Raw genomic sequence first — 11987 nt, 5'->3', positions numbered from 1 at the left:
AGAGATTCAATTTTAACATGAAATTAGGGGGTCGTTGTTTTTTTTATGCAAAAAACTTTCGAAACCTTGATATATAAAGATTTTAAAATAAAAATAGTGTAAAAAACTTTACACTAACTACTAATGAAATGAGGAAATAATATGGGATTAATTGAATTAATAATTCTTTCAGTAGGACTTGCAATGGATGCTTTTGCTGTAGGGATAACTTTTGCATTCTTAAAGGTAAGCATAATACCAGCTGTTACTTTGATAGGTATTATTACACTTGTAATATCAATGTCTGGAGTAAAGATAGGGAATGTATTTGGTGATAAATTTAAGTCTAAAGCAGAATTACTTGGTGGAGTAATCTTAATTTGCATAGGTTTAAAAATATTATTAGAACATACTGGAATAATATAAGGAGTAGCAATACTCCTTTTTTGTATTTTAAAAATTAGTGCAAATAATTAAATAATAAGTTAGAGTTTTTTAAATAAGAGAGGCTGTTTTTTATATAAAAGAAGATTAAAAATAAGAAAATTTTACAAGCAAAGAGAAAAAATAAATAAAAAGTGGTAAAATAAGTATATATAGTTTTTATAAGATATTTAAAAAAGAAAGGATAAATAAGATGGGATTATATAATATATATCAATGGTTAATATTTTTTTATATATATTGTTTTCTAGGATGGTGCATTGAGTCAACAATTGTATCAGTTGAAAGTAAAAAAATGATAAATAGAGGTTTTTTAAGCGGGCCTCTTCTACCAATATATGGTTTAGGAGCTGTATTAGTACTATTTATAACCTTACCTTTTAGAGGTAATCTTTTGGCTGTTTATTTTGTTGGTATGATAGGAGCTACTATATTAGAATATTTTACTGGCTGGCTTATGGAAACAATATTTAAGGTTAAATATTGGGATTATAGCTATTACAAGATACAATATAAGGGCAGAATTTGTCTTGTATGTTCATTGTTTTGGGGTGTACTATCTATATTACTTATACAATTTGTTCATAAACCTATAGAAAGATATGTATTATTACTGGATGATAGATTTGTTATGATTATATCTATAGTAGTAACATTATTTGTAATTGCTGATACAATAACGTCCATTAAAGCTACTATCGATATAAATAAACTTATGGAGAAATCAGAGAAAGCTTTAAGTGAGATAAAAGAATTAAAATCTGAAATTGAATTAATACTTAATAATGCATCTAATCAGTTATATTATATTAAAGATGGTAATGAAGGTGATATCAGTGAGTTTAGTAATAAGATAAAGACTTCTGTAGATACATTAAAAGATAAAATAGAGGGATTATCAAATGGAATAAGGAAAGAAGTAGCTAAATTAAGCTTTATTAAAGAGCGACTAGTACAAGGATATCCAACAGCTTATTCTACTAAATTTAATTATAAATTTAGAAATTTTAAAGAAGAAATATTAAAAAAACATAGCAATGAAGATGTGGAAATCGAAAATAGAAAAAATTTAATTCTTCAAAAGCTTGAAGAGATAAGAAAAAAATACAACTAGTAAAAATAAAATTTTTTTGAGCTAAAATACAAAAACTTAAAATATATTTAAAAGTATTACATAATTACCTTATAATACATATTGTTAATATTAGATGAACATACTATTATATTAATAATAAGATAATAAAGAAGGTTACATTATGTTAATAAATACTCATATGCTAATGGGCAGAAAAATATTTGAAAATATGGATTATGATAAGAAGGCTTTAATAAAAGAAACTCATTTTATCTGGGGCAATATAAAACCCGATTGTGTTTCTAAGTACAAGCTAAAGAAGCATTATAAAGATGAAAGCTTTATTATGATAATTAATAAAATTGAATTTTTAAGTAATTTATCAATTAAAGATTTATATACAAACTATAGTATTAATAAGTTTAATCAAGAGTTAGGAGTGATATGTCATTTTCTTTGTGACTATTTCTGTCTACCACATAATCAAAGGTGGGAATTTAAAAGTGCTAATATAGTAAAGGAACATTTAATCTATGAAAAGAATTTAGATAAGATAGCAAAGGAATATAATTTTACAGCTGAAAAAAATACAGAAATTAAACCTACGAAAGTTGTTGAGTTTCTCAATGAAATGTTAAGTGAATATGAAAGCGATAGTAGTTATGAGAATGACTTAAGATATGCCTGTTATGTATGTAATACTATAATGAATATGATTATTAATAACATAATTGAAAATGAATATAAGATTAGAATCTCAAATAATTTATAGGATACAATATGTGCAGCTTAGTTTTTATAATAAATATAAAATTAGTGGAAGTTTTTTTATAGTTTTGCTCCTCTTATATAATATATTACTTATAATGCATGAATAAATAGAATTAAACATAATTATATATAGTATTGATAGACAATTTAAAATGAAAGGACTATTATACTATGAAAAGAAATTTGGATAATATAATGTTTAAGAAGGGCATAACATTATTTATAATATTTATTATAGTGTATATTATAATTGGTTGCTTTTTTAAAAGTCATTTCTTAATTGGGACAAGTATTAATGGAATTGATTTATCTTGTATGAATTTAAATAAAGCAACTAATCATATAAAAACTACTATTGGAGAGTATAGACTACTTATAGAAGGACGAGAAAAAAGTAGTGATATTGATTTAAGTGGTATAAATTTTAAATATATAGACAATGATGAGATTGACACTATAGTTAAAAAACAAAATTCATTTTTATGGATAATAGATATATTTAAAAGGAACAATTATATAATAAAAAATATTTATTCTTATGATGAAGAGTTACTTAAGAATAAAATAGATAAACTAGAATTTTTTAATGAAGATGAAATTATTTATCCAGAAAATGCTAGTTTTATTTTTATTGATACTGAATTTGTCATAGTAGATGAAGTTTATGGTAATTACCTTAATAAAGAAAAAGTATATTCAGAAATAGAAAAGTCAATATACACAGATCAGATACTTTTGAATCTAGATGAATCTAATTGTTATATAAATCCTAAATACTGTTCTTATTCTAAGAAGGTAAAACAAGGTAAAAAGATCATAGATAAATATATGTCTTCTAAGGTAACTTATGTATTTAGTGATGAAACTGAAATAGTAGATTATTCATTAATAAATCAATGGATAAAGATAGATGATGAATTAAATGTATCCATGGATGATCAGCAAATTATAAATTATATTACAACTCTAGCAAAAAAATATGACACTGTAGGTGTAGCACGTGAATTTAAAACCTCAACAGGAAAAACATTAAGTATATCTGGTGGTTATTATGGTTGGAGGATTAATAAAAAGAAGGAAGCTCAGATATTAAAAGAATATATTGAAAATGGATCTATCGTAGAAAAAGAACCTGAATATTTGCAAAAGGGTGTTTGCAGAGGAGAAAATGATTTTGGTGATAGCTATTTGGAAATAAATATTACTAAACAGCATATTTGGTATTATAAAGATGGAGAACTAATAGCACAGGGTGATATTGTGTCTGGTAATGTTAGTAATGGAAATGGTACGCCTATTGGGATATATGAAATAACATATAAACAGGAAAATTCTACCTTGCGCGGCGCAAACTACGAAGCTAAAGTTACCTATTGGATGCCTTTTAATGGAAATATAGGGCTTCATGATGCTTCTTGGAGATATTCTTATGGTGGAGATATATATATAAATGATGGTACTCATGGCTGTATAAATGCACCTAAATATTTAGCTAAAAAAATATTTGCAGAAATTGAAGCAGGAACACCAGTAATTTGTTATGAAGAAAAGTAAATAACCTTAAGAAAGAGGACGGTTTATTATAATTATTTTTTCTTATATCATAAGAAAAAATAATTAACTTTCAAAGTTAGGACACAATATAAACAAGGACGGTGAATTAAAAATGATTGTAAGGTTAGGTTATGTTGCTATTTCTAATAAGTTAGGAAAGAAAGCTACTAGCTCTAGTACTGTAACATATAGCAATTATCAAAAGATTTTATCAGATGAAAAAAAGATTGAAAAGCTAAAAACTGTCATAGCTTCAAATTTAAATGGATTGGAAAAACATATTAAATATAATATTGAAAATAATATACACTTTTATAGAATTACTTCTGCCTTAATACCATTAATAACACATCCAGAAGTGAAATACTTTGAGTATAGGAAGATGTTTAAAAAGGATTTTGAGTATATAGGAAGTCTTATAAATGAATATAATATGCGAGTTGATACTCATCCTGATGAATTTAACGTAATTAATAGTGTAAATCCTGCTGTTGTGGAAAGTACTAAGACCATATTAAATATTCATGTAGATTGGTTTGAAGAAATGCATTATGATAAGGGTAAGATGGTACTACATGTTGGAGGAGCTACTGGTGGAAAGGAAGCTGGTATGGAAAGATTTATACATAATTTTAGTACTTATCCTGAAAGAGTAAAAAATAAGGTGATTTTAGAAAATGATGATAAAACTTATACAGAAGCAGAAACTCTAAAACTTTGTAAAGCTTTAAATATTCCTATGGTATTAGATGTACATCATCATAATTGTAACAATAATGGTGAAAACATAAATGATATTTGGGCAGAAATCGTTAATACATGGAATAATCAGCCTCTTCCACCTAAAATACATTTTTCATCACCAAGAGAAGGTAAATTCGATAGAAAACATGCTGATTATATTAATAGCGAAGAATTTATGAAATTTATTAATTCAGCTAAAGAACTCCATAGAGATTTTGATGTTATGCTAGAATGCAAGGAAAAAGATATAGCTTTGTTTAAATTAGTAGATGATATTAAGGAGTATTATCACTGGATAGATGAAACAACCTTTGAGGTATAAGTAATAGTGAATTATTAAATAATTATTATTAGTTGATAATAGAAGTGCAGTATAGTATTATAGAAATATAAATAAAAAGAATACATATAGTATGATTTAGATAAATTGGAGGATTAAATGTTAAACATAGGATGTCATTTATCGACTACAAAAGGTTATGAAAATATGGGAAAAGAAGCTATTAAAATAGGAGCTAATACTTTTCAATATTTTACACGTAACCCAAGAGGCGGAAAAGCAAAAGATATAGATGAAAAAGATATATTAGCTTTAAGAAAGTTAATGGAAGAAAATAAATTCGCTAAAATATTAGCTCATGCACCATATACTCTTAATGGATGTTCTGCTGATGAAAGCACAAGACAATTTGCAACAGAAATGATGGCTGATGATTTAGAAAGGCTAAAATATTTACCAACAAGTCTTTACAATTTCCATCCAGGAAGTCATGTAAAGCAAGGCGTAGATGTAGGAATAAACTATATAGTTGAAATGCTTAATAAAGTATTAAAGCCAGAGCATACAACTATTGTGCTACTGGAAACTATGGCTGGAAAAGGTACAGAAGTAGGAAGAACATTTGAAGAAATAGCTGAAATAATAAGCAGAGTTGAGTTAAAGGAAAAAATGGGTGTTTGTTTAGACACTTGCCATGTATATGATGCTGGTTATGATATAGTTAATGATTTAGATGGAGTTTTAGAAGAGTTTGATAGAATAATTGGACTTGATAGACTACATGCTATACATTTAAATGATAGTAAAAACCCATTTAACAGCCACAAAGATAGACATGAGAAGATTGGTGAAGGTGAGATAGGATTTGAAGCTATTAAGAAAATAATTAATCATCCTAAGTTGAAAAATATACCATTCTTCTTAGAAACTCCTAATGAATTAGATGGATATGCTAAAGAAATTGAGATGCTAAGAGCAGCATATGAATATAATTAATATATTAAATATAAATAAATTATCCAAGGTTATATCAAAATGATGTAACCTTGGATAATTCATGGTGTGATTTTTTATTTAATATTGAAGTCTATATACGAGGATTTTTTCCCTATTATCTTGTTCATAATGCTTATTTAACTTAATTTCTTTTATAAGCTGGAATATTGTGTAATTTTCTAAGTAATATATGTAATCATCGGATGGATAATAGAGAATTAAGTCCACTGGTCTGTATTCATCTACTACGGAGTAAATTATGTTAGTTACTACCTTAATAAAAATCTGTACAGAAAAAGGATTAAAGAAATAAAATTTATTTTCCTTAGAATTTATTTCATAATCCTCAGCAATACAGTTAACAAATGATATCTTAGAACAATCATGTCCCTTATTTTTACTTAAATAGTTTTTCATATTTTCTAAAGCCTCTTCATAGTAGTACTTATTCATTTCTACGCCAGTAACTTTACATTTAAAGAAATAATTTAAAAAGAAGTTAAGTCTACCTTTACCAGAACCAAAGTCAACAATATTATCACTTTCTAAAAGAGGATAATTATGAAGTATGGCTTCTAATACATAATAAGAAGTTGGTTCATATCTATTATAATGAATAAATTCATTAAAGTTTTTTTGATTGCCACTGGTGGAGATGTTTAATAATTTTTCAAAGCTTTGTTCCATGTATCTTATCCTTTTCATGTTAATGTAATTTATATATAAATATATAAGTAGGTTAACTTAATATATTTATATCATATTTATTATACTATATTTTTTAAATATAAATTATATAGGTAGATTAAAATTTAAATTTATTTATGAAATAATTAGTACTATAATATTATTAAGGGTATTATTATGTTTTTGTATAAGGAGATGTTTAATGTGTCAGAAAAAACTATTAATGAGAATAAAGCTATACGTATCCTATTTCAAAAATTAGCAGATGAAAATTATAAGCAAAGGGAATGTAAAAATATATTTATTATTTCAGTAGTACCAAAAGGATTTAAAAATAGTAAGTATGATGAGTTTGAAAAGCAGATACTTTGCAATAATAATTATAATGTTGCTAATAAGTTTGTTGCGGCTTTAAGCAAACTTTATATTTTTGATGATAATATTTACTTTTTAAATGATGATTATGAAGATGGTGTTAGTTTTTTAGAATATTATAAAGATATAAATAGGTTTATTGATGATGTAATGTATAATTTAACTATTTTAAATGAAGAAATGTATTTTGTATTTAATGATTTAAAAATTGGTCTAGAAATAAGCTATTGGAAGGTTAAAATTATTAATTTTGGCTGTAAGGATTTAAAATTTATTATGGATATATTTAAGTCAGAAGGTTTATTTATTAGCAATGAATATATTTAAAAAAGATATTTTTTATAAAATTAGGTACTGGAGGTGAGAAATATGATATTTTCTAACTTGAAATTAAATTCCAATGAACCAATTTATTATCAAATAGAAAAACATATTAAAAAAACTATAGAAAATGGAATATTATCATCTAACAGTAAGCTTCCAGCTACTAGAGAATTATCTAAGATAATAGGTGTAAGTCGTAATTCTGTAATTACAGCTTATGAAAATTTAGAATTGGAAGGTGTTGTATATACTATTAAAGGTAAAGGTACCTTTGTTACTGATAAAAATATAGCTTTAAAAGGTGAATGGAATATTGAATGGGAAAAAAAGAGTAATGAATATGCTGATTTATCATGCTATCTCGATACTGTAAAAAGTGAAATTCCGTGGGAAAGAGGAATGATTTCCTTTAAAAGTATTTCTCCAGATGGAGAATTATTTGATGTAGAAGAATTTAAAAAAGCATTTTTAAATAGGATAGCATTAGAAGGACATAAAATATTAAACTATGGGTATGCACAGGGATATAAACCTTTAATTGATTATCTTCACCTATATATGAATAAGAAGGGTGTTAATACTGATAACAAGGATTTTATTATCACCAATGGATTTACGGAAGGGTTACAGCTTATATTATCCTCTTATACTAATGCTGGTGATAATATACTTTGCGAAAATCCAACTCATAATACAAGCATCAAATTAATGAAGCTTCATAAACTTAATTTAATAGGTGTTGATATAGCTGAAGATGGTATTGATTTAATGGAACTTGAATATAAATTGAAAAATAATCAAATAAAAATAGGTTATCTTACTCCATCTTATAATAATCCTACAGGAATAGTTATTAATGGTGAAAAGCGTTTTAAGATATATAATTTATTTAAGCAATATAATGTACCTATAATTGAAGATGGATTTAATGAGGAGTTACATTATAACAATTCTCATATAGCTCCTTTAGCAGCTTTTGATGGAAAGAATAATGGTGTAATTTATATTGGGAGTTTTTCCAAAATACTTTTCCCAGGAATCAGAGTTGGTTGGGTTTTAGCTGATAAGAAGATAGTTGATACCTTAGAAAGTGTTAAACGCTGCTATAATATTCATACATCTTTTTTAGATCAAGCAATTTTATATGAATATCTGAGGAGTGGAGCTTTTGAAAAACAGATAAAAAGAACTCGAAAGTATTATAAGGAAAAACATGATTTCGCCATAAAGTGCCTTGATAAATATTTAAAACCTAAATATATCTGGGGAGAATATGGTATGCATGTGTATATAGCAATTGAAGGAATTGATTCAAGGAAACTACTTCAGAAATGCTACGAAAGAAAAGTTATCTTTGCTCCAGGTGATATTTTTGATGTTAATAATGAAAAAACAGATACATTGAGACTAGGATTATCTCGTATTACAATGGAAGAAATAGAAGAGGGAATTAGGATAATAAGTGAATGTGTAGATGAACTTAAAATTCAGTAATAAAGAGGATATAGCTATATGTAAATAACTATATCCTCTTCTTTTATAATATATAAGAAAAATCAATTTTATCAATAACTTCTTTAACTCTTTTTTGACTTACGCCTAAGTATCTCATGGTTGTTCTGATATCACCATGATTTAAGACATGTCTTACTAATTCTATATCATGATTTGATTCTTCATATATGGTATGAGCAAATAGCTTTCTGAATGAATGAGTGCCAATGTTCTTATATCCTAAATAATCAGTAATTATCTTTAATTGTTGTTGCATATTTCTTATTTTGTTAGGATATATGTAATCATCTTTATCTAAGTTGTTTTCAATAGAATATTCTAATATTTTTTGATACATATGATCATTTATTTCTCTATTTTGCCATTTACCAGTTTTTATTTCTTGAACAGAAAACTTATTTCTACTAAAATCACGTATCCTTAAATTAACTATATCACTTGCTCTAAAACCTAAAGTAGCTTGTAAAACAAAAGCAAAAGCTAGAGAAGTATTTTTTCTAAAAGTTCTCTCTTTCCCTGTGTTTTTATCTATATATGTAAAACCACTATTACATAACTTAATTATTTCCTCATATTCGTTTCTATCCAATGGTCTTGTAGCCATATGATTTTTTTTAAGTCTTTTTTTATCTTTTGTATTTGCTCCCTCTGTTTTATTTGATGAATTTACTTTTTTATTATAGCTATTTAACTCTACTTCTCTAGATTTATGAATTGCTTCCTCTGTTTTATGAAAAAGTTCAGAATTTTTATTAGTTAACTTATCTTTTTCTTCACTTGCTTTTATTTTTTTATAAAATTCATAGAATTTCATCATTTCGACCATTTCATCATTTAAATTCATTTAAAAATTCCTTTCTGCTGAAAATTTAAATTGCTTTTTTAAAAACTGCGTATTTGCATTTTTATAACTGCGTATTTTAACATTTTATAAAATTAGTATAGCTTATAAATGGCTTAAAATCAAGATTTTATATAAAAACTGCGCTTTTTACTGAAAAGACGCAGTTTTATAAGTTGTTTTACCATTTATTTGGATTGTAAAAAAAAATATTTGTGTTATAATATAAAATATTAGTTAACTACAGATAACTTAGTTAACTATAGTTAACTAAGTTATAAAATGTATAGGGGAGTTTTTTATGGAAAATGTATTAAGTAGTAATAAAGAAAATAAAATAGAAAATAATAATACTGAGGAAAATATAGAAACTTCAAATGAAGTAATTACTGAGAAGTTAGAAACCAAAGGCCTTAAGCTAAAAAGAAATACTAAAAATAGATTGAATGATTTACAAAGTAAGTTTGATGATGCAGAAAGTATGGTTTCGGCATTGTTAAATCAATATGAAGTTTTTAAAATTACTGAAGATACTAGGTTTGCCGATAGAAAAACAGAAATTGAGAAGTTTACATATCTTTTAGATTCAATAAAGAATAGTTATATTAATTCTTTAGAAATAGCTAGTTTTTTAGAAGAAAAGCAAATTGAAAAATCAATGATGGAAATTAAAAATCGTGATAAGACAATTGTAAGACTTCAACAAACTATAACTAAAAAGGAAGAAAAAATAAAAGAAATAGAAAATACTTTACTAGAAAATAATAAAGAACTTAATACTGTAAAAGATAGCTTTTCTAGAGTTAACCTGGCGTTAACTAATGTTGAAAAAGAATTAAAAGAAAAAGCAGATATAATAAAAAGCTCTCAAATGCATATAGAGTCTTTAAATGCTCTTCTAGAGGAAGAAAAACGTAGCAATAAGGTTGCTGAAGAGTATAAAGTAAAATTAGAGTCTTTAGAAGAGAGATATAAAGATTATGAGCTAATTAAAGAAAAGCTACAGATAACTAAAGAAGAACAAAGAGGTTCTAGAGAGGAAATTATAAGCCTAAAGGCTGAAATAAAAGAGTATAGAGAATATAGCAATTCATTAAACGATAAAATTCATAATATTTTAAATGATAAGACTGAAGAAATTTCTAACCTTAAAGACCAATTTAGATCAGAGATTATAGAAACTGAAAGAGGATTTAACGAAAAGTTAAAAGAAAAAGATTTAGTCATTGAAAAATTAAAAGAAGAAATATTCAAATTAAAGCTATCTATGCAAAATAAAAAGTTTTAATAATTATATTTTACTTAATAATAAATAGACAGGAATATTAAAGAAAGGCAGGATGAGGAATGTCTAATAGTGGAAAACCAATAATAGTTGTTAGTAAATGTCTTGGATTTGAGCCTTGTAGATATAATGGAGGCATGGAGCCTAATAATTTTATTGAAGTTTTAGGTGATTATGTTGAGTTTATCAAAGTATGTCCGGAACAAGGCTGTGGACTCCCTACGCCTAGAGGTTCCTTGAAAATTGTCGAAAATGATGATGGGTATAATGTAGTACAAAATAAGACTAATATAGTATTAACAAAAGAACTAAAAGGATTTACTTCAAAGTTCTTAAGTGAATTAGGAGAAGTAGATGGATTTATCTTAAAAAGCAAGTCACCTTCTTGTGGTATAAAAGATGCAAAGATTTATCCAAATATAGAAAAATGCTCTTCAATCAAAAGAGGAAATGGATTATTTGCAGATGAAGTAATAAAAAAGTATCCTAATCTGTTAGTTGAAAATGAAGGTAGGCTCACAAATTATAAGATTAGAGAACGTTTTTTAACCAACATCTATATTTTATCTGATTTTAGATCAGTGAAGAAATCAAATAGTTTTGAAGAATTAAGAGAGTTCCATTTAAAAAATTCAATGCTATTCATTTCTTATAGTCAAAAATATTCAAAGCTATTGGATGAGTTAATTTATAATTATGACAATGGTGATTTTTCCACCTTAATAAATGAATATGAAAATACATTAAATATTTTATTGAGCAGGACACCAAGATATACATCTAATATCAATGTATGCCTACGAGCAATAGAGCAATTTAGAGAAGAGCTTTCTGATGAAGAAATAAAATTTATCTGGAGCACTATTGATAAATATCGAAATGGTATTGTTCCATTTTCAGTTTTGCAATATTTAATTAAAGGGTACATAATTAGATTTGATATAGAAAATTTAAAAAATCAATCATTTTTCCATCCTTATCCAGATGGGTTAATACAAGTAACTGACTCTGGAAAATCAATACATTAGTCTTTAATATTCTAACAAGGAGCATTATTTTAAATGCTTCTTTATTTATGTGGTATAAAGTTGGTCAAAAGAGCAAAATAATACTAAAT

Annotated in this window: 12 protein-coding genes; 10 read left to right on the top strand and 2 right to left on the bottom strand. The window is 25.7% G+C overall.

The window, feature by feature from the left end:
* Positions 1 to 141 precede the first annotated feature (141 nt).
* The 6 genes from H8R92_RS10055 to H8R92_RS10030 all read left to right on the top strand — a co-directional run bounded on the left by H8R92_RS10055 (position 142) and on the right by H8R92_RS10030 (position 5843).
* Positions 142 to 405 (top strand): manganese efflux pump, encoded by a 264-nt coding sequence (locus H8R92_RS10055; protein WP_186835376.1) that lies wholly within the window; start codon positions 142 to 144, stop codon positions 403 to 405.
* Positions 406 to 616: 211 nt separating this feature from the next.
* On the top strand, positions 617 to 1537 hold the full coding sequence (locus H8R92_RS10050) for a putative ABC transporter permease (protein ID WP_186835375.1): 921 nt from the start codon (positions 617 to 619) through the stop codon (positions 1535 to 1537).
* A 142-nt stretch (positions 1538 to 1679) separates the two neighbouring features.
* The gene (locus H8R92_RS10045; RefSeq protein ID WP_186835374.1) at positions 1680 to 2270 is read left to right on the top strand and encodes a zinc dependent phospholipase C family protein; all 591 of its coding nucleotides are present in this window, start codon (positions 1680 to 1682) and stop codon (positions 2268 to 2270) included.
* Positions 2271 to 2440: 170 nt separating this feature from the next.
* Positions 2441 to 3823, top strand: a complete 1383-nt coding sequence (locus tag H8R92_RS10040) for a L,D-transpeptidase family protein (RefSeq protein WP_186835373.1) — start codon at positions 2441 to 2443, stop codon at positions 3821 to 3823.
* A gap of 112 nt (positions 3824 to 3935) precedes the next feature.
* A complete protein-coding gene (gene uvsE, locus H8R92_RS10035) occupies positions 3936 to 4889 on the top strand; it encodes a UV DNA damage repair endonuclease UvsE (protein ID WP_186835372.1) in 954 nt (317 codons plus the stop codon).
* Positions 4890 to 5006: 117 nt separating this feature from the next.
* A complete protein-coding gene (locus H8R92_RS10030) occupies positions 5007 to 5843 on the top strand; it encodes a deoxyribonuclease IV (RefSeq protein ID WP_186835371.1) in 837 nt (278 codons plus the stop codon).
* A 78-nt stretch (positions 5844 to 5921) separates the two neighbouring features.
* Here the strand turns inward: H8R92_RS10030 and H8R92_RS10025 are convergent, their stop codons facing one another.
* A complete protein-coding gene (locus H8R92_RS10025; RefSeq protein WP_186835370.1) occupies positions 5922 to 6548 on the bottom strand; it encodes a methyltransferase in 627 nt (208 codons plus the stop codon).
* A gap of 186 nt (positions 6549 to 6734) precedes the next feature.
* On the opposite strand from H8R92_RS10025, the gene H8R92_RS10020 reads away from it, so the two are divergent.
* Both H8R92_RS10020 and pdxR read left to right on the top strand, forming a co-directional pair.
* The gene (locus H8R92_RS10020) at positions 6735 to 7232 is read left to right on the top strand and encodes a hypothetical protein (RefSeq protein ID WP_186835369.1); all 498 of its coding nucleotides are present in this window, start codon (positions 6735 to 6737) and stop codon (positions 7230 to 7232) included.
* A gap of 42 nt (positions 7233 to 7274) precedes the next feature.
* Positions 7275 to 8723 carry a MocR-like pyridoxine biosynthesis transcription factor PdxR gene (pdxR, locus tag H8R92_RS10015; RefSeq protein WP_186835368.1) on the top strand — a complete coding sequence of 483 codons (1449 nt, stop codon included), beginning with the start codon at positions 7275 to 7277 and terminating at the stop codon, positions 8721 to 8723.
* A gap of 43 nt (positions 8724 to 8766) precedes the next feature.
* Here the strand turns inward: pdxR and H8R92_RS10010 are convergent, their stop codons facing one another.
* On the bottom strand, positions 8767 to 9588 hold the full coding sequence (locus H8R92_RS10010) for a tyrosine-type recombinase/integrase (RefSeq protein WP_186835367.1): 822 nt from the start codon (positions 9586 to 9588) through the stop codon (positions 8767 to 8769).
* Between the two features lie 298 nt (positions 9589 to 9886).
* On the opposite strand from H8R92_RS10010, the gene H8R92_RS10005 reads away from it, so the two are divergent.
* Complete coding sequence (locus tag H8R92_RS10005) at positions 9887 to 10873, top strand: coiled-coil domain-containing protein (RefSeq protein WP_186835366.1); 987 nt, start codon at positions 9887 to 9889, stop codon at positions 10871 to 10873.
* Between the two features lie 59 nt (positions 10874 to 10932).
* On the top strand, positions 10933 to 11898 hold the full coding sequence (locus H8R92_RS10000; RefSeq protein ID WP_186835365.1) for a YbgA family protein: 966 nt from the start codon (positions 10933 to 10935) through the stop codon (positions 11896 to 11898).
* Positions 11899 to 11987 lie beyond the last annotated feature (89 nt).

It is taken from the genome of Clostridium lentum, from assembly GCF_014287815.1.
GTDB lineage: Bacteria > Bacillota > Clostridia > Clostridiales > Clostridiaceae > Clostridium > Clostridium lentum.
Note: the sequence above shows the minus strand (reverse complement) of the source record. Positions and strands in the feature narration are given on the sequence as shown.

Coding starts and splice junctions, on each gene's coding strand:
- H8R92_RS10030 (WP_186835371.1), top strand. CDS start 5,007: ATGTTAAACATAGGATGTCATTTATCGACTACAAAAGGTTATGAAAAT.
- H8R92_RS10005 (WP_186835366.1), top strand. CDS start 9,887: ATGGAAAATGTATTAAGTAGTAATAAAGAAAATAAAATAGAAAATAAT.
- H8R92_RS10045 (WP_186835374.1), top strand. CDS start 1,680: ATGTTAATAAATACTCATATGCTAATGGGCAGAAAAATATTTGAAAAT.
- pdxR (WP_186835368.1), top strand. CDS start 7,275: ATGATATTTTCTAACTTGAAATTAAATTCCAATGAACCAATTTATTAT.
- H8R92_RS10025 (WP_186835370.1), bottom strand. CDS start 6,548: ATGAAAAGGATAAGATACATGGAACAAAGCTTTGAAAAATTATTAAAC.
- H8R92_RS10050 (WP_186835375.1), top strand. CDS start 617: ATGGGATTATATAATATATATCAATGGTTAATATTTTTTTATATATAT.
- H8R92_RS10000 (WP_186835365.1), top strand. CDS start 10,933: ATGTCTAATAGTGGAAAACCAATAATAGTTGTTAGTAAATGTCTTGGA.
- uvsE (WP_186835372.1), top strand. CDS start 3,936: ATGATTGTAAGGTTAGGTTATGTTGCTATTTCTAATAAGTTAGGAAAG.
- H8R92_RS10055 (WP_186835376.1), top strand. CDS start 142: ATGGGATTAATTGAATTAATAATTCTTTCAGTAGGACTTGCAATGGAT.
- H8R92_RS10010 (WP_186835367.1), bottom strand. CDS start 9,588: ATGAATTTAAATGATGAAATGGTCGAAATGATGAAATTCTATGAATTT.
- H8R92_RS10040 (WP_186835373.1), top strand. CDS start 2,441: ATGAAAAGAAATTTGGATAATATAATGTTTAAGAAGGGCATAACATTA.